Source organism: Vreelandella sulfidaeris (assembly GCF_042429665.1).
Classification (GTDB): Bacteria; Pseudomonadota; Gammaproteobacteria; order Pseudomonadales; family Halomonadaceae; genus Vreelandella.
In genome coordinates this window covers 183,915-200,714 of record NZ_JBHMAC010000010.1, presented here as the reverse complement: position 1 = coordinate 200,714, position 16,800 = coordinate 183,915, and the positions used below count along the sequence as shown (strand labels likewise).

The 16,800-nt window shown below is 56.1% G+C and carries 19 protein-coding genes; 17 read left to right on the top strand and 2 right to left on the bottom strand.

The genetic code is table 11. The features are described 5' to 3' along the window. Positions 1-3: 3 nt before the first annotated feature. The 17 genes from iscR (at position 4) to ACFFLD_RS05800 (ending at position 14,841) form a co-directional block, all read left to right on the top strand. On the top strand, positions 4-471 hold the full coding sequence (iscR, locus tag ACFFLD_RS05880) for a Fe-S cluster assembly transcriptional regulator IscR (RefSeq protein WP_386037968.1): 468 nt from the start codon (positions 4-6) through the stop codon (positions 469-471). 47 nt (positions 472-518) lie between these two features. Further along, positions 519-1,691: an aminotransferase class V-fold PLP-dependent enzyme gene (locus ACFFLD_RS05875; protein WP_386037965.1), complete on the top strand. Its 1,173-nt coding sequence runs from the start codon at positions 519-521 to the stop codon at positions 1,689-1,691. A 44-nt stretch (positions 1,692-1,735) separates the two neighbouring features. Further along, on the top strand, positions 1,736-2,062 hold the full coding sequence (locus ACFFLD_RS05870) for a HesB/IscA family protein (protein ID WP_386037962.1): 327 nt from the start codon (positions 1,736-1,738) through the stop codon (positions 2,060-2,062). Between the two features lie 212 nt (positions 2,063-2,274). After that, on the top strand, positions 2,275-2,700 hold the full coding sequence (ndk, locus tag ACFFLD_RS05865) for a nucleoside-diphosphate kinase (protein WP_386037959.1): 426 nt from the start codon (positions 2,275-2,277) through the stop codon (positions 2,698-2,700). Positions 2,701-2,789: 89 nt separating this feature from the next. Next, positions 2,790-3,974, top strand: coding sequence for a 23S rRNA (adenine(2503)-C(2))-methyltransferase RlmN (gene rlmN / locus ACFFLD_RS05860; RefSeq protein ID WP_386037956.1), 1,185 nt, complete (start codon positions 2,790-2,792; stop codon positions 3,972-3,974). Between the two features lie 155 nt (positions 3,975-4,129). Further along, positions 4,130-4,864, top strand: coding sequence for a type IV pilus biogenesis/stability protein PilW (gene pilW, locus ACFFLD_RS05855; RefSeq protein ID WP_386037953.1), 735 nt, complete (start codon positions 4,130-4,132; stop codon positions 4,862-4,864). Between the two features lie 47 nt (positions 4,865-4,911). Beyond that, positions 4,912-5,964, top strand: coding sequence for a RodZ domain-containing protein (locus ACFFLD_RS05850; protein ID WP_386037950.1), 1,053 nt, complete (start codon positions 4,912-4,914; stop codon positions 5,962-5,964). A gap of 8 nt (positions 5,965-5,972) precedes the next feature. Beyond that, positions 5,973-7,088, top strand: coding sequence for a flavodoxin-dependent (E)-4-hydroxy-3-methylbut-2-enyl-diphosphate synthase (ispG, locus tag ACFFLD_RS05845; protein WP_386037947.1), 1,116 nt, complete (start codon positions 5,973-5,975; stop codon positions 7,086-7,088). Positions 7,089-7,150: 62 nt separating this feature from the next. Continuing rightward, complete coding sequence (hisS, locus tag ACFFLD_RS05840; RefSeq protein WP_386037944.1) at positions 7,151-8,452, top strand: histidine--tRNA ligase; 1,302 nt, start codon at positions 7,151-7,153, stop codon at positions 8,450-8,452. A gap of 113 nt (positions 8,453-8,565) precedes the next feature. Beyond that, the gene (locus tag ACFFLD_RS05835; protein WP_386037941.1) at positions 8,566-9,225 is read left to right on the top strand and encodes a YfgM family protein; all 660 of its coding nucleotides are present in this window, start codon (positions 8,566-8,568) and stop codon (positions 9,223-9,225) included. Then, on the top strand, positions 9,222-10,406 hold the full coding sequence (gene bamB / locus ACFFLD_RS05830; protein WP_386037938.1) for an outer membrane protein assembly factor BamB: 1,185 nt from the start codon (positions 9,222-9,224) through the stop codon (positions 10,404-10,406). Before ACFFLD_RS05835 ends, bamB begins: the two co-directional genes overlap by 4 nt. Next, positions 10,403-11,806: a ribosome biogenesis GTPase Der gene (der, locus tag ACFFLD_RS05825; RefSeq protein WP_386037935.1), complete on the top strand. Its 1,404-nt coding sequence runs from the start codon at positions 10,403-10,405 to the stop codon at positions 11,804-11,806. The genes bamB and der overlap by 4 nt, the downstream gene beginning before the upstream one ends. Before the next feature lie 248 nt (positions 11,807-12,054). Further along, entirely contained in the window at positions 12,055-12,663 is a 609-nt protein-coding gene (locus tag ACFFLD_RS05820) for a hypothetical protein (protein WP_386037932.1), read from the top strand. 89 nt (positions 12,664-12,752) lie between these two features. Then, complete coding sequence (locus ACFFLD_RS05815) at positions 12,753-12,992, top strand: addiction module protein (protein WP_386037929.1); 240 nt, start codon at positions 12,753-12,755, stop codon at positions 12,990-12,992. Continuing rightward, the gene (locus ACFFLD_RS05810) at positions 12,989-13,291 is read left to right on the top strand and encodes a type II toxin-antitoxin system RelE/ParE family toxin (protein ID WP_386037926.1); all 303 of its coding nucleotides are present in this window, start codon (positions 12,989-12,991) and stop codon (positions 13,289-13,291) included. The genes ACFFLD_RS05815 and ACFFLD_RS05810 overlap by 4 nt, the downstream gene beginning before the upstream one ends. Positions 13,292-13,733: 442 nt before the next feature. Further along, positions 13,734-14,537, top strand: a complete 804-nt coding sequence (locus ACFFLD_RS05805) for a M48 family metallopeptidase (protein ID WP_386037923.1) — start codon at positions 13,734-13,736, stop codon at positions 14,535-14,537. Positions 14,538-14,580: 43 nt separating this feature from the next. Continuing rightward, positions 14,581-14,841 (top strand): hypothetical protein, encoded by a 261-nt coding sequence (locus ACFFLD_RS05800; protein ID WP_386037920.1) that lies wholly within the window; start codon positions 14,581-14,583, stop codon positions 14,839-14,841. A gap of 110 nt (positions 14,842-14,951) precedes the next feature. Here ACFFLD_RS05800 and aroE read toward each other — a convergent pair whose 3' ends face one another. Next, on the bottom strand, positions 14,952-15,773 hold the full coding sequence (gene aroE / locus ACFFLD_RS05795; RefSeq protein ID WP_386037917.1) for a shikimate dehydrogenase: 822 nt from the start codon (positions 15,771-15,773) through the stop codon (positions 14,952-14,954). After that, the gene (gene hemF, locus ACFFLD_RS05790) at positions 15,770-16,723 is read right to left on the bottom strand and encodes an oxygen-dependent coproporphyrinogen oxidase (protein ID WP_386037914.1); all 954 of its coding nucleotides are present in this window, start codon (positions 16,721-16,723) and stop codon (positions 15,770-15,772) included. Before hemF ends, aroE begins: the two co-directional genes overlap by 4 nt. Positions 16,724-16,800: the final 77 nt, after the last annotated feature.

Sequence of the window (16,800 nt, the reverse complement as noted above, 5' to 3'; positions counted from 1 at the left end):
GCCATGCGCCTGACCACCAAAGGCCGTTACGCCGTTACCGCCATGCTTGATTTAGCCTTGCATGCCCACAACGGCCCGACCAGCCTAGGCGATATCTCCCAGCGTCAAGAGATATCGCTCTCTTACTTAGAGCAGCTTTTTGCTCGCCTGCGCCGTGCAGGTCTGGTGAATAGCGTGCGCGGCCCTGGTGGTGGCTACCTGCTATCTCAGTCACCCGATGAGATTAGTGTGTCCAACGTCATTGACGCGGTAAACGAGAGCGTAGACGCCACCCGTTGTCAGGGGCTTTCAGACTGCCAGCAAGGCGATACCTGCTTGACGCATCACTTGTGGTGCGAGCTTTCTGTCCAAATTCGCCATTTCCTTGACGATATGACGCTGGCGCAACTGATGCTGCGTCCTGATGTCATACGTATTGCGACGCGCCAGAGACAGCGCGCCGAAGCGGGCATTCTTGCCTCATCTCCTTGAGCTAACTCAGCCGACTTAATACACCTATCAACCGCCGGATCTTAACGATGACGACACCTTCGCTGCCCATTTACCTGGATTACGCCGCCACCGCGCCGGCGGATGCTCGCGTGGTCGAGGTTATGCAGCGCTATCTGACGGTTGATCAGCTATTTGCCAACCCCGCCTCGCGTAGCCATATGCTTGGCTGGCAGGCGGAACAGGTGGTTGAACAGGCGCGTCGCCAAGTGGCCGACACGATTGGCGCCGACCCTCGCGAAATTGTCTGGACCAGCGGCGCCACCGAGGCAGATAACCTCGCATTGATTGGTTTCATGCGCGCCAATCGTGAGCGCGGCTTGCACCTGGTGACGTCGACCATTGAACATAAAGCGATTGTCGATACTGCTCATGCGCTGGAAAAAGAGGGCTTTGAGGTCACCTGGCTGACACCCGGCAGTGATGGCTGCATTCAGCCCGAACAGCTGCGGGCGGCGATGCGCGACGACACGGCGCTAGTGTCTCTGATGGCAGTGAACAACGAACTGGGCAGCATTAACGATATAGCGGGCCTAGCGGCCGTTGCTCACGAGTTTGGCGCGGCCTTTCATACCGATGCCGCTCAGGCGGTTGGTCGCATTCCGTTAGACGTAGTGGCTCAAGAGATTGACCTGATGTCGCTCTCAGGCCACAAAACCTATGGCCCGAAAGGCGTGGGAGCGCTCTATGTGAGGCGTCACCCCGACATCCGCGTTGAAGCGCTGATTCATGGCGGCGGCCACGAACGCGGTATGCGTTCCGGCACCCTGCCCACGCACCAGATCGCTGGCATGGGCGAAGCTTTCGCAGTGATGCAACAGCAGTATGATGACGATAACGCCCATATCAAACGTTTACAGGCGCGTTTTTTACGCGGCCTTGAAGACGTCGAGGACGTTTTTGCCAACACACCGCTAGGCGGCCCGACAGCCCGGGCGGTACCGCATATACTCAATCTCTCGTTTAAAGGCGTCGAGGGTGAATCACTACTAATGGCGCTGCGCGATGTCGCCGTCTCCACCGGCTCGGCCTGTAATTCGGCCAGTGTAGACCCTTCATACGTTCTGCTGGGTATCGGTACGCCACGCTCGTTGGCGCTTTCGTCGCTACGCTTTAGCTTTGGTCGCTTTACGACCGAAGCCGAGATTGATTATGCGCTTACGCTAATACGTCAAGCGGTGAGCAGCTTACGAACCTCTTAACACTAAGCGGTTGATTAGCTGACTATTTTAAAGGAGAACGCCCCATGGCAACACTCAACATCACCCCAGCTGCCGCACAACAGATTCGTCACGTGCTTGATGAACGTGGGCAAGGGCTCGGCCTGCGCGTCTCGGTTAAACCAAGCGGCTGCTCCGGCTACAGCTACGTACTCGATTTTGCCGACAGCGTCAGCGCCGAGGAAGTCCATTTCGAAGCGCATGGCGCCAGTGTTTATGTGGCCCCTGACGCCGTCGAGATGCTCAATGGCAGCGAAGTGGACTACGTGAGCGAAGGCCTGAACCGGTTTTTCCGCTTCAATAACCCTAACGTCAAAGATGAGTGCGGTTGCGGCGAAAGCTTTACTGTTTAGGCTTTACGTCAACACATTTCATCATCGGTATTCATCCCCTGGCTTAAGCGCTATAATCGCGCCCCTTGGATACCCAACTCAGGCAGTCGGGGCGTCCCCGTGGATGATGAGACCGTTAGCTGCTGAATCGCTATACGCCGAATTTATGGGCTGCCCTGGCTTGCTGTGGCGGCAATTTTTGCTTAATCGCTTTTATCAAGGAGACCTTTAACATGGCTACTGAACGCACTCTTTCTATTATCAAGCCCGATGCCGTTGCCAAAAATGCCATTGGCGAGATTATTGCCCGCTTTGAAAAAGCTGACCTGAAGGTTGTTGCTGCCAAGATGGTACACCTCTCTGAAGAGAAAGCTGGCGGCTTTTATGCAGAACACAAAGAGCGTCCGTTCTTTAAAGACCTGGTAGGTTTCATGACCTCCGGCCCGGTAGTAGTCCAGGTACTGGAAGGTGAAGGCGCGATTGCTAAAAACCGCGACCTAATGGGTGCTACGAATCCAAAAGAAGCTGCCCCCGGCACTATTCGCGCTGACTTTGCGGAAACAATCGACGCCAATGCTGTCCATGGTTCAGATTCTCCTGAAAGCGCCGAGCGTGAAATTACTTATTTCTTTGGTAACGACGAAATCTGCCCGCGCTAAAGCGACACGTTAGCGCCGTCATCTCTACGTCAGTTGCCGGCCATTTTGCGGGGGTTCGTCCCCCGCCCCTTTCTTTAACGCTGACCGCCATGACCACCACTGTAGCCCAACATACGCCCACTCCCCAATCAGACGCCACCAGCGCGCCAGCCCCACAGGCAGCGCCTAAACGTCATAATTTGCTTGGCATGTCCCGCGAGCAGATGGAAGCCTTCTTTTTGTCGATTGGCGAGAAGAAGTTTCGTGCTGCGCAGCTGATGAAGTGGATTCATCAAGAAGGCAGCGACGACTTTGCTGCCATGACGAATCTGTCCAAGCCGCTGCGTGAAAAATTGGCCCGAGTGGCAGAAATTCGTGGCCCAGGGGTGATCTACGAAGGCACCTCCAGTGACGGCACTCGCAAGTGGGTGCTGGAAGTGGAAGACGGCAGCTACGTCGAGACCGTATTGATTCCGGCCGAGAATGGTAAGCGGCGCACGCTATGCGTCTCTTCACAGGTCGGCTGCTCGCTGGACTGCAGCTTCTGCTCCACTGGCAAACAAGGCTTTCAGCGCAATTTGACGGCGGCGGAAATTATTGGCCAGGTGTGGGTTGCCCAGCGCAGCGTAGGGCCTCGGCGTGATACCGCCAATCGCCCGGTGACCAATGTGGTCATGATGGGCATGGGCGAACCGTTGCTTAACTTTGACAACGTTGTGCCTGCCATGAAGCTGATGCTTGACGATAACGGCTATGGGCTTTCCAAGCGCCGCGTCACGCTATCGACCTCAGGCGTCGTGCCTATGATCGACAAACTCGGCGATGAAATGGACGTCAGCTTGGCGATTTCGCTGCATGCCTCCACCGACGAGTTGCGCAACGAACTGGTGCCTATCAACCGCAAATATAATATTCGTGCGTTGTTGGACGCCTGCCACCGCTACTTGGCTAAGTGCCCGGATAATCGGCAGGTCACCATTGAGTACACGCTGATCAAAGACGTAAATGATCAGCAAGAACATGCCGAGCAGCTCGCCGCATTGCTTAAAGAGCTGCCCTGCAAGATCAATTTAATACCGTTTAATCCGTTCCCGAATTCAGGCTATGAAAAACCTTCACGCAATCAGGTGATGCGTTTTCAGCAGTGGCTTTACGACTTGGGCTATAACGCGACGGTAAGAACAACGCGAGGCGAAGACATTGACGCCGCTTGTGGCCAGCTGGTGGGAAGAGTCAAAGATCGCACCAAGCGCAGCGCCCGCTATATCCAGTCAGTACAGCTAGATGCCGATTAATGCCTTGCGGCGTCGGTTAACATGCATAAAACAGGGCTTATCTTGACTTCCGCTTGTCACGGCGCTTTGATGGTCACGGTTTTTAGTTAGTGTTGTGCTGCTAACCATTTGTAGCGTTTTATTGGCAGTTGGACGTTCACCACAAGAGGATTTACATGATCGCTCACCGCAGGCGCCAACACCCCTCTCGGGTGCCCATGCTTACCGTGCTTATCGGTAGCCTGTGGTTAGCCGGCTGTGCCTCGTCCACCCCCTTGTCACCACAAGCTAACCCTGCAGCATCCGATGCCTATACACAGCTTGGCGTTGCCTATCTGGAGCGTAATAATCTTCCCCGCGCCCTCAACGCCCTAGACCGGGCGCTTGAAATTGCGCCACGCAACGCAGAAGCGCTTCAAGCACTGGCACTGGTGTACCAACGCCAGGGTGAGAGTTCGCTTGCCAACGACTATTTTCAACAGGCGGTTGACGCCGAACCTGACTTTACCCGCGCACGTAACAACTATGCGGCATTCTTATACGGTCAAGGTCAATACAAGCCCGCCTGTGAACAGTTAGAAATTGCATCACAAGATGCCCAGTACGCCAACCGTGCCCAGCTATTTACCAACTTAGGGCAGTGTTATATGGCGCTGGACGACATTGATAAAGCGCGCGCCCGATTATCGCGCGCGCAGAGTATTGATCCGCGCAATGCACGCGGCTATTTGATGTTAGCTGAACTCGAATATACGCAGGGCAATTACGCTCAGGCCTGGGCACCGCTGCAAACGTATTTACAGCTTGCCGAGCCCGACCAAGCAGCAATAACCATGGCAGCTGATATCGCCCAAGCACGCGGCGAACCTGATGTGGCTGCTGAATATCAACGCATGCTTGGCAGCGACTGACGAATTAATGTCCTGATCACCGCTTATTTAATGAAGGATGCTCAGCTATGAGCGATACACAGTCACAAGAAAGCGTTATTGATAACACCAGTTCTACCGCGTCGCCCGGTGAGCTTTTGTCTCGCCAGCGCGAGCAGCTCGGCATTCCTCTCGCCGATGCAGCGCAGGCGCTAAATTTGCGACCCGCCGTAGTAGGAGGGCTTGAGCAGGATAATTACCAAGAGATTCCTGTTGCCGCTTACCGGCGGGGCTATCTGCGTGCTTATGCCAAATACCTGGGCATGGATGACCGTTTAGTGCTTGAGGCTTATCAAGCGCGCAATGGCAGTATCGATACCGAACGTAAAGTCTCGCCAGTATCGACAGCAAGGCCGCCTTCTCGCATCGGTGCTTGGCTGTTCAAACTGGTTACCCTGTTGGTGATCGTTGCGCTGATTGCCGTGACCGTGATGTGGTGGCAAAGCCGGGGTGGCAACGAACCACCCGGCTTTGGCTCGACAACGACGGAAGAGACCGCTAATGCGCCAGCCAATGGCCCCGCAGATGTAGAGCAAGCGTCCACGACGCCTGATTCAAGCTTCACTAATGGCGATGAAAGTGCCTCGCTGCCCAGTAATTCGCCTAACGACGTGGCATCATCCACCACTGGAGAAGACGGCGTGGATGCGATTGTCGGGGCCGACGAGTCAGCAATGAACAGCAATAACAGCGCCGCTGGACGCGATGTTACAGGCGCTGCCGAACAGGCTGGCACTACCTCTGTTAACGCTGAACAAGATGCTTCTGAACAAGCCAGCGCTGACCAGGCCAGCACCGCGGATAGCGAACAACCCGCGGCTGCCGCGCAGAACGCCAATGCCAACGTGCTAGAACTGACGTTCAACGAACAGTCGTGGACTGAAATTTTTGATGCCACCAACCAACGTGTCTTCGTTGGCCTGCAATCGCCTGGCACCTCGACTACCGTCGAAGGCGAGCCTCCGTTTCGTTTAACCGTGGGTAATGCCACCGGCGTTGAGCTACGCTACCTCGGTGAGGAAGTTGATCTTCCCGCCCGCGCCGGTGCCAACAATGTTGCCCGATTCACCTTGGGAGAGTGATCCGTCCTATGCACGCCCCTTCTCCGATAAAACGCCGCCTGTCCCGCCAGATCCATGTGGGAAATGTAGCGGTCGGCGGTGATGCCCCCATTGCCGTCCAAAGCATGACCAATACCGACACGCTGGATGTAGCCGCCACCGTGGCGCAGATTCAGCAGTTAGAAGCCGCCGGTGCCGATATCGTACGCGTATCGGTACCCGATATGGACGCCGCTGAAACCTTTGGTCAAATCAAGAAGCTCGTCAATGTACCCCTCGTTGCCGATATTCATTTTGATTACAAGATTGCCCTGCGCGTTGCTGAACTTGGCGTCGATTGCCTGCGCATCAACCCCGGCAATATTGGCCGCGAAGACCGTGTACGCGCGGTGGTCAGCGCAGCACGCGATCATGGCATTCCGATTCGTATCGGCGTTAATGCGGGCTCGTTAGAAAAAGACCTACAGAAAAAATATGGCGAACCAACGCCTGCCGCGTTGGTGGAGTCCGCCATGCGCCACATTGACTATCTCGACCGCCTCGATTTTCCTGATTTCAAAGTTAGCGTTAAAGCCTCGGATGTATTTATGGCCGTAGCCGCTTACCGGGACCTTGCCGCGCGTATTGAGCAACCGCTGCACCTGGGTATTACCGAAGCGGGCGGGCTGCGCTCCGGCACGGTGAAGTCATCGATTGGCCTGGGCATGCTGCTGATGGACGGTATCGGCGACACCATTCGCGTGTCGTTGGCAGCCGATCCAGTGGAGGAAATCAAGGTCGGCTTTGATATGTTGCGAAGCCTCAAGCTGCGCTCGAAAGGTATCAACTTTATTGCCTGCCCCAGTTGCTCGCGCCAGAATTTTGACGTAATCAGCACCATGAACCAGCTTGAGGAACGCCTGGAAGACGTCATGACACCGTTGAACGTGTCCGTCATCGGCTGTGTCGTCAATGGCCCAGGCGAAGCGAAGGAGACCGATATCGGTTTGACGGGGGGCAGCCCAGCGAACTTGGTCTATATCGATGGCAAGCCAGCCAGCAAGCTTCGCAACGACCACTTGGTGGACGACCTTGAGCGGTTGATTCGTGACAAGGTGCGTGAAAAACAGCAACAGCAAGACGATATGATTGCCCGCAGCGTTTAACTTGCTGGGGTTAGCTGCCACTTAAGGCAAACCATGCCTGATGGCAGAATAAGGAGTTTTCATTGAGTAAGTCCGCCGTTAAAAAGATTCAAGCGATACGTGGCATGAATGACTTACTGCCCGCCGATAGCCCGCGCTGGCAGTTTTTTGAAGCTAAAGTACGCACGCTAATGCTGCGTTATGGTTTCAACGAAATCCGCACCCCTATCGTCGAGCAGACCGCACTGTTTGCGCGCTCAATCGGTGAAGTGACCGATATCGTCGAAAAAGAGATGTACACCTTCGATGATCGCAACGACGAAAGTTTGACACTGCGTCCTGAAGGCACCGCTAGCTGTGTTCGTGCAGCGATGGAGCATGGTCTGCTTTACAACCAGACTCAGCGTCTATGGTATCAGGGCCCCATGTTTCGCTATGAGCGCCCGCAAAAAGGCCGCTATCGCCAGTTCCATCAGATTGGCGTTGAGACCTTTGGTTTTGACGGCCCGGATATTGATGCCGAAGTCATTCTGCTGTCGGCACGTCTATGGGAAGAACTGGGGCTGATGGAGCATGTAACGCTAGAGCTCAATTCATTGGGCTCGTCTGAGGCGCGTGCGGCTTATCGCGACACCCTGGTCGCTTATTTCGAGCAGCACCATGAGCTACTCGATGAAGACTCCAAGCGCCGCTTGACCAGCAACCCGCTCCGCATTCTTGACTCCAAGAATCCGGCCATGGCCGAGATGCTGGATGCGGCGCCACAGTTGATGGATCACTTGGACGACGAGTCCCGGGAACACTTTGAGCAGCTAACGACCATGCTTGAAGCGGCGGGGATTAATTATGTGATCAATCCACGCTTGGTACGCGGGCTCGATTACTACTGCCGAACGGTGTTCGAGTGGACAACAACGGCGCTGGGTAGTCAGGGCACGGTGTGCGCAGGCGGACGCTATGATGGTCTGGTTGAGCAGCTAGGCGGCAAACCAACCCCCGCGGTGGGCTTTGCGATGGGTATCGAGCGGCTCATTTTGTTGCTTGAGACCCTTGAGCTAATCCCTGCCGATGCGCTCGGCGGCTGCGATGTATATCTGTTACCGATGGATGATAACGCCACGACGGCCGCCATCACCCTGGCGGAACAGCTACGCAACGAACTGCCTGAACTGCGTTTACAGCTGCATTGCGGCGGCGGCAGTTTTAAAAGCCGTATCAAGAAAGCCGATAAAAGTAATGCCCCGATGGCGATCCTGCTCGGCGAAGATGAAGTTACCACGCAGTCGGCCACACTCAAGTTTCTGCGCGATGATCGCGAACAGCAGCGTGTGCCTCAAGCGGCACTAAGCCAGACGTTGCGCGGTCTATTAACCACCAACGCTTAAGCCTTCATACGCTTGAGCAGGGCAGGCATGTTGCCTGCCCGGCGTCGATGCTTATCCATACGGCCTTAGATGATGGCCTTAGAAGACGACCTTAGAAAAACAGGAGCCCGCCCGTGGTGGAGCTGAGAAGCGAAGAAGAGCAGCTAGACGCTGTTAAGCGCTGGTGGAAAGAGAACGGCATGTCGTTGATTGCTGGTGCGGTACTGGCGGCAGCGGGCGTATTCGGCTGGAATGCTTGGCAAAACTATCAGCAGGGCCAAGCCGAAGCCGCCTCCATGCGTTACCAGCAGCTCGTCACTATCACGACGGGTGACGAGCTGAACGAAGACCAAATCACCCGCGCCCGGGATCTGGTGAGCGAACTGAACGATGAACACGGTGGCACGCTCTACGCCGAACTCGCACTCTTGCTAGAAGCGCGTCTGGCGGTTCAACAAGACGACTTGGAAGGCGCGAGAACCGCTTTGGAAAGCGTTTCCGAAGACTCTTCGCGTCGCTATGTACAAAGCCTTGCCTGGCTGCGTCTGGCACGTATAGAGCTTGCAGATGGCAATCCCGAACAGGCATTGGCGCTGTTAGACAAGCCAATTACCGATGCCCTCGCCGCTCAGCAGGCGAACGTTCGTGGCGATGCGTTCGCCGCCCAAGGCGATACTGATGCAGCGAGCGATGCCTGGAAATCCGCTGTAGAAGTGTCGCAAACCCACGACCAGCCGCTTTACGGCGTGCAGCTCAAGCTTGACGATCTCGGCGCTGAGGAGGCGACACAATGACGATAAGCACTTCCAACACTCAGTGCATTTCAAAGCAGCTGTTACGCGCGGGGATAGGCGCGCTTGCGTTAGCGCTGCTGGCGGGTTGTGCCAGCAAAGGCGAGCCTGCTTATAATCCCAAAGAGCTACGCAGCTTTGATGAAACCGCTACGCTGGAGACACAGTGGCGGCGCACGGTGGGCGATGGTTTGGGCCATGCTCATTACCCGATCGCTCCCGACCGTGAGGACGACACCGTGTTTGCGGCGGATGCCAACGGCACCGTTATGGCGATGAATGCCGACAGCGGCGAACCTGAATGGAAAATCGACCTCGATACGTCGATTTCCAGTGCGTTAACCGCGATTGCCGGTCAGCTATATCTTGGCACCCGTAACGGCAACGTCATTGCCCTGGATCAACGCGATGGTAGCGAGCTCTGGCGTTCACGGGTCTCGAGTGAAGTCCTGGCAGCTCCCCAGGCTAACCAGCAACTGCTGGTGGTACAGAGCGTCGATGGCACCGTAACGGCTCTGGATCGCAACACTGGTGACGAGCGCTGGGTATATACCAGCTCGCAGCCCTCACTGACGCTGCGCGGAACAGGCACACCGATGGTGATTGACCCGGTTAGCTTTGTGGGTCTGGCCAGCGGTCGTTTAGCCACTCTGGATAACCGCAGTGGCCAACCACTGTGGGAGATGCAGATTGCTACCCCGCGTGGACGTAGCGAAGTAGAGCGCCTCGTCGATCTTTCCGGCCAACCCATCATCACCCCTGATGGCCGCCTGTTTGTGACCAGCTATAACGGCCGTGTCGTGTCGCTGGAAGCCACCCAGGGTACGGTACTGTGGGAAGCCGACATTTCCAGTCGTCATACTCCGATTATTGTCGGTGACTTCTTGTTTGTGGTGACCGACGACAGTCAGGTTGTCGCCCTCGATGCCAACAGCGGCAGAGAGGTCTGGCGCAACGACGATCTTCAAGACCGCTGGTTGACCGCGCCCGCCTTTGCTGGTGGCCGCCTGGTATTCGGCGATTTCGAAGGTTATGTTCACCTGATTGATGCCCGCGAAGGTACACTGGTGGGCCGCACGCGAGTTCACAAATCGGGCATCAGCGTACGCCCGGTAACTGAAGGCAGCACCATTCATGTTCAGGCCAACAACGGTCGCCTGGAAACCCTGGAAGTAACTCCATGACACCCGTCATTGCTTTAGTCGGTCGCCCCAACGTGGGCAAATCGACGTTGTTTAATCGCCTGACGCGCTCGCGTGATGCTTTAGTGGCCGATTTCCCCGGCCTCACCCGCGACCGCAAGTATGGCAATGGCATGCTGGGCGATAAGGTCTATACGGTCATCGATACCGGCGGCATCAGCGGTGACGAAGAAGGTATCGACGCCGCGATGGCAGAGCAGTCCCTGGCTGCTATCGATGAAGCAGATATCGTGCTGTTCATGGTCGACGCTCGTGCTGGCCTGATCGCTGCAGATCAGGCCATTGCCAACCACCTGCGGGTTAACCAGAAAAAAACCTGGCTGGTGGTGAACAAGACCGATGGGCTGGAAGAGCATTCGGCAATGGGTGACTTCTGGTCGCTCGGCCTGGGCGACCCCTGGCCGATCGCCGCGGCTCACGGACGCAACGTGTCCACCCTGATTGATGTGGTGCTGGAGCCATTTCCCGAACGCGATGCCAGCATCCCTGCCGACACTGGTAGCAAAGGCATCCGCATCGGCGTGATTGGCCGCCCCAATGTGGGCAAATCAACCCTGGTCAATCGTCTGCTGGGCGAAGACCGTGTGGTCGTGTTTGATGAAGCGGGCACCACTCGCGATGCCATCGAGATCCCCTTCGAGCGCCGTGGCAAGCCCTACGTATTGATTGATACGGCGGGCATCAGGCGGCGCAAGAACGTGCGTGAAATCGCCGAAAAGTTCTCGATCATCAAGACCCTGGATGCGATCAAAGAGTCCCATGTAGTGATCATGGTGCTGGATGGCTCCAGTGGGTTGGTGGAGCAGGATCTGCATCTGCTCGACTACGTGTTGACCACCGGTCGAGCGCTGGTGCTTGCAGTCAACAAGTGGGACGGCCTGGAGACCGAAGCCAAGGATAAAATGCGCACGGAAGTGAAGCGCCGCCTGGGCTTTGCCGATTACGCCGAGCTGCACTTTATCTCTGCCCTGCACGGCACGGCGGTGGGCGATCTCTACCCCTCCATTGATCGCGCCTTTGATGCCGCTAATGCTCACTGGTCGACCAACCGCCTCACCACCCTGCTACAGGATGCGGTCAGCCAAAACCCGCCTCCGATGGTGCATGGTCGTCGCATTAAACTGCGCATGGCTCACCAGGGCGGCAGCAACCCGCCGATTATCGTCGTCCACGGCAACCAGACCGAGTCGCTACCCGAAGCCTATCGCCGCTATTTGACCAACACCTTCCGCAAGGTGCTCAAGGTGCGCGGTACGCCTATACGCTTCGAGTTTCGCTCGGGTAGCAACCCGTTCGATAACATGGCTGGCGCCAGCGATAAAGAGAAGGCTAAAAAGCGCGAGCTTAACCGAACCAAAGAGGCGCGTCAGAAGCGTCGCTAATCAGTTAGCCCCTCTTCAATTGCTGTTGCCATCACGCCCGCTTGGATCGACAAGCGGGCGTTTTTTGTAGCTGGTTTAACCAACACCTTTAACCACTAATTTCACTTGACAGCGTTTTGTTTCGGCACTCAAATAGCCGCGTCATGGCTGGCCTGCCTTACGTATCCACTCCAGCACTAGTACCCTTTGACCCAACCTTATTGCCCTACGTTTGCCTGCGCGCATGTCGTAGGGGGAGAAAAAACGTTATGTTTTACACTGCTCGCCGTTGGTTGCTTCTAGTCAGCCTCGCCAGCTTGTTGACGGGCTGTCTGGCGCTTCCCCAAACCGGCCTGTTTGCGTTTCGTTTGGCGGTGACCTCTCTGGGCGTCGAGGACGTTCGCATTGGCCCTTACAGCATCAATGCGGGGCTAGACACCAACGATTTAACCAGCCTGATAGCTTCCAGCCTGGGCGCGTGCAGCCTGCCGGTACAAGCGACGATCGCCATGGGGCTTGGCTTACCAGCGGGCATGCCCCCGGTGGAGATGTCGGGCTTTCGCTGGATGCTCGATGTGCCTGGCGTAGATCCTGTAAAGGGCAACTACGAACAGGACGTCACGCTTACATCGGGTGGCGATGCTAATTTACGCCTGCCGGTGGCCTTTGATGCCCTTGCTACCGATACCCAGCGCATGGCACCGATGCTGAAGCTTGCCAATCAGCTGGCTTCGCAAGGCGAGTTGCCTCCCGGCAGCCAGTTGGCGATTACACCAGGGGATTTACGCGGCCTGGGCATGAAACTACCGTCAGGGTTATTGACGCCCACGATCCGCCTAAACGTGGGCGCCAACGGGCAGTTAGTGCCACAGGGTTAAGCGCCTGACCGGTTTCATTTCTTCAACTAACAGTAGTAGAGTATTTTGAAGAGTAGAGCGTTTTGATATGTATTGCATGAGGGCTCCTGATGGCCATTCCAGCTGAAGTCATTGAAAAAGAAGCGATTGCTCTTCCCAGAGAGGATAAAGCTCGTTTGGTCATGCATTTATTAGAGAGCATTGAGGACAGGTCTAATTTAGATCCTCGTCTGTTGGAGCAAGCTTGGTTGGCTGAGGCGGACCGTAGGTATCAGGCCTATCTTCGCGGTGAGGAGCAATCAATCCCCGCTGAAGAGGTGTTTGCTGATCTAAGGGCAGATGATCATTGAAACCTGTTCGTTTCCTCGAATCTGCACGTGAGGACGTTCGGCGGGGAAAAAACTATTACCGCAATATCAGCCCGGAGTTGGCTCGCAGCTTTCAATTTGCAGTGGAGGCTGCTGTAAAAGCCGCCACCACTCAACCGCTAGCGATGCAAATTATTGAACATGACGTGCGGCGCTGGCCTCTCGAAGCGTTTCCTCATGGGATACTCTACCGTAACGAAGATGAGTTCCTACTTGTGCTTGCTGTATTTCATCCGAGGCAAGCGCCCGAACAATGGCAAGCCCTGGCTGGTCGCACATAGCCATGCCGATGCAAACCCTTGCTAAAAACACTTTTTCTAACGTCAGGATTATTGACCTCTACCATTCGCTTGAACATCGGCGTCGATGGGCAACGTCATCCCAATCGCTCTCATTTCCCAATTGCGCAACCCGGTGCTGGCAAACGTCGATGTAGCTCTTCGCCTACCAGGTGTGAACCACTGTTATTGTCCATGGATTCCGGCACCAGCCGCCCGCCCAGCGAGTAGCCCTGCCAAATAGCGGCGACCTGGGCATCTCAATTCACCGGCTCACTGAATGGCAGTAGCCAGTGGTCAAGATGCGCTTATCTTCGCATTGAACGACGGGTTAGTTGCGCATCCAACTCGACCTCTCGTTGAGTTATGATGAAGGGATTGATTTACTGCTACTAGCGGTTATCTTGTGAGCAAGAAACCCATCCGTCTATAAGGAAACTCTCTCATGCGTTGGCTTCGCCCTCTCGCTATTACCGCACTATGTGCGTCTATCGCCGCTTGTTCTACTTCTCCTACGGGGCGCTCGCAGCTGCTGTTGCTCTCGGATAGCGAATTGAACCAGATGGGCCAGCAGGCATTCACGCAATACCAGCAGGAGCTGCCTACGGCGGGTCAAGCCAGCCAACGCTACGTCCAGTGCATTGCGGACGCTATTGTGGCGGAACTGCCTGCCGAGCAACGCCAGTTGGACTGGCAAATTCGCGTGTTTGAATCCGAGCAGCCTAATGCCTTTGCCCTGCCCGGCGGCTATATGGGCGTCAATACCGGCATGCTAGATATTGCCACTAACCAGGACCAGCTAGCCTCCGTGATTGGCCACGAAATTGGCCATGTACTGGCGAACCATGCCAATGAACGTGCCTCGACCCAAAGCGCCACCTCGTTAGGCCTGTCGGTCATTTCCAGCACATCGGGCATGCAGTCTGCCGGTGGTGAGCAACTGATGGGCTTGCTCGGCATGGGCGCGCAGTACGGTATCGTACTGCCTTTTTCCAGAGCGCATGAGAGCGAAGCTGACGTGATTGGCCTGGATCTGATGGCACAGGCCGGTTTCAATCCTCGTGAGAGCGTGACGTTATGGGAGAATATGCAGGCAGCCACAGGCGGCGGTTCGCCCCCGGCATGGATGTCGACTCACCCTGGCCAAGGCCAGCGTATCCAGGGGCTGCAAAACAATATGAATCAAGCCCTGGCGCTCTATGAGCAGGCTCTCAATAACGCTCGCACGCCTAACTGTCCACGCCCTTAACGGCTCGCGTCGAGGTCTGCATGCGTCTGCTTATGAGGTTTAAATGATTAGACTAGGATTGCTGCTGCTGGTGCTACCGCTGTGTGTGCTGATAGGCGTCTATTTCTGGGAGCTGAATGATGTACGCGCTTGTCAGCTGGATGGCGGTCACTGGGACTACGTCGAGGGCGTGTGCAAAGAGTCTCCTCAGCTTTTCGTCTCCTGGCTCGAGCGCTCGCCGCTACTTGTGAATGGCGGCATGCTGCTCTCGGTAGTGGGTCTGGTGATGTGTATGGTGGGGTTGTACGTTAAGCGCGCTAAGTGACACGTTATTAGCGGCATCAATAAAAACGGGGGCGGATACAGTATCCGCCCCCGCTTTTTTTGCCGCGTAAACCGGGTCAGTTGTGAATAGGTCAGTTGTGAAGAGTACCGCTATGAATAGTTAAGCGACTGGCGCAGCACTTCACGCACGGGTGCAGTGTTGGGGCGTTCATTGCGCCATAGAAAAAACGCTTCGGCGGCCTGTTCAACCAGCATGCCCAAGCCATCGAGCAGCTTCGCACCGCGCGGGCCTGCCCACTGCAAGAATACCGTTGGCTCAGAACCATACATCATGTCGTAAGCCCAGGCGCCAGGGGCAAACAGGGCGTCTGGCAACGGTGGTAAGTCGCCTGAAAGGCTGGCGCTGGTGCCGTTAATCACTACATCAAACGTGCCGTCAAGCGTGTCAAAACCACCACCAGTGATGGATCCGAGGTCAGCAAAATCATGAGCCAGCTGTTCGGCTTTGGCGGCGGTGCGGTTGACCACAACGACCTCACTGGGCTGCTCGCCAAGCAGCGGCTCCAGAATACCGCGCACGGCGCCGCCTGCGCCTATCACCAAAACGCGCTTCCCCGCTAACGCCACGCGGTGGTAGGCCAAATCTCGCACTAAGCCAACGCCATCGGTGGTATCACCATAGGTTCTGCCATTGCCGCCCAGTATCAGCGTATTCACTGCCCCTGCTCGGCGTGCGCGATGACTCAGGGTATCGCATAGCGCGAAGGCTTCTTCCTTGAACGGCACGGTCACGTTGGCACCGCGACCTCCTGCATCGACAAACGCTCGCCATGCATCAGCAAAACCATCCAGTGGTGCTTCCTGGGCGGTGTACTCAAGCGCTTGCTGGGTTTGATGAGCAAACTCAGCATGAATTAGCGGTGACTTGGAATGCGTGATGGGGTTGCCTAATACGCAGTAGCGATCCGTCATGATAGCTCTCCACTCGTGTCTTGTGCTGTCTTCCCAGCGAACTCATCCAGCCAGTCGCGAGGCTGTAAGAAGTCATGCAAGCGCGCTTCGGCGCTACCGGGTTGCGGCTCAAAAGCGTACTCCCAGCGCGCCATCGGAGGCATCGACATCAAAATGGATTCGGTGCGCCCGCCGCTCTGGAGACCAAACAGGGTGCCCCGATCCCAGACTAGATTAAACTCCACATAACGGCCTCGGCGGTAAAGCTGAAAGTCGCGTTCACGCTCTCCCCAGGCGTCGTTTTTACGTCGCTCAACGATAGGAATATAAGCGTCTAGAAAACTATCGCCGACCGCCCGCTGCAGCGCAAAACAATCAGCAAAATCGCCGTCATTTAAATCATCGAAAAACAGACCACCCACGCCGCGGGTTTCATCGCGATGCTTTAAGTAAAAGTACTCGTCGCACCATGCCTTATAGCGGGGATAAACGTCATCACCAAACGGCTGGCAGGCAGCGTGTGCCACCTGATGCCAGTGCACGACATCTTCCACGACGGGGTAAAAAGGCGTTAAGTCGATACCACCACCAAACCACCAGACCGGCTCTTCACCCGCTTTCTCGGCAATAAAGAAACGCACATTGCCATGGCTAGTGGGCACATGGGGGTTTTTGGGGTGTAGCACCCAGGAAACACCCACCGCATGGAAACTACGCCCGGCCAGTTCTGGGCGTGCGGCGGTGGCTGATGGCGGCAGCTGGGCGCCATAGACATGCGAATAATTGACGCCGCCCTTCTCAAACACGCCCCCATTGGTCATGACGCGCGAACGACCGCCGCCCCCCTCTGCGCGTGTCCAGCTATCTTCATGGAACTGAGCCACCCCGTCGGCCTCTGCTAAACCAGCGCAGAGGCGTTCCTGCAAATCCAGAAGATAGTGTTTAACGTCATCAAGGTGCTCGTGGGCCACGGGAACTCCTCAGAAGGTATGGGTGAGTAGTAATGGGTGAATAAACATCGTCAATAGCGGCTTAAGCGCCTGCTAGG

Coding starts and splice junctions, on each gene's coding strand:
- ndk (WP_386037959.1), top strand. CDS start 2,275: ATGGCTACTGAACGCACTCTTTCTATTATCAAGCCCGATGCCGTTGCC.
- ACFFLD_RS05815 (WP_386037929.1), top strand. CDS start 12,753: ATGGCCATTCCAGCTGAAGTCATTGAAAAAGAAGCGATTGCTCTTCCC.
- ispG (WP_386037947.1), top strand. CDS start 5,973: ATGCACGCCCCTTCTCCGATAAAACGCCGCCTGTCCCGCCAGATCCAT.
- ACFFLD_RS05875 (WP_386037965.1), top strand. CDS start 519: ATGACGACACCTTCGCTGCCCATTTACCTGGATTACGCCGCCACCGCG.
- iscR (WP_386037968.1), top strand. CDS start 4: ATGCGCCTGACCACCAAAGGCCGTTACGCCGTTACCGCCATGCTTGAT.
- ACFFLD_RS05820 (WP_386037932.1), top strand. CDS start 12,055: ATGTTTTACACTGCTCGCCGTTGGTTGCTTCTAGTCAGCCTCGCCAGC.
- ACFFLD_RS05805 (WP_386037923.1), top strand. CDS start 13,734: ATGCGTTGGCTTCGCCCTCTCGCTATTACCGCACTATGTGCGTCTATC.
- rlmN (WP_386037956.1), top strand. CDS start 2,790: ATGACCACCACTGTAGCCCAACATACGCCCACTCCCCAATCAGACGCC.
- der (WP_386037935.1), top strand. CDS start 10,403: ATGACACCCGTCATTGCTTTAGTCGGTCGCCCCAACGTGGGCAAATCG.
- pilW (WP_386037953.1), top strand. CDS start 4,130: ATGATCGCTCACCGCAGGCGCCAACACCCCTCTCGGGTGCCCATGCTT.
- ACFFLD_RS05850 (WP_386037950.1), top strand. CDS start 4,912: ATGAGCGATACACAGTCACAAGAAAGCGTTATTGATAACACCAGTTCT.
- ACFFLD_RS05800 (WP_386037920.1), top strand. CDS start 14,581: ATGATTAGACTAGGATTGCTGCTGCTGGTGCTACCGCTGTGTGTGCTG.
- ACFFLD_RS05870 (WP_386037962.1), top strand. CDS start 1,736: ATGGCAACACTCAACATCACCCCAGCTGCCGCACAACAGATTCGTCAC.
- aroE (WP_386037917.1), bottom strand. CDS start 15,773: ATGACGGATCGCTACTGCGTATTAGGCAACCCCATCACGCATTCCAAG.
- bamB (WP_386037938.1), top strand. CDS start 9,222: ATGACGATAAGCACTTCCAACACTCAGTGCATTTCAAAGCAGCTGTTA.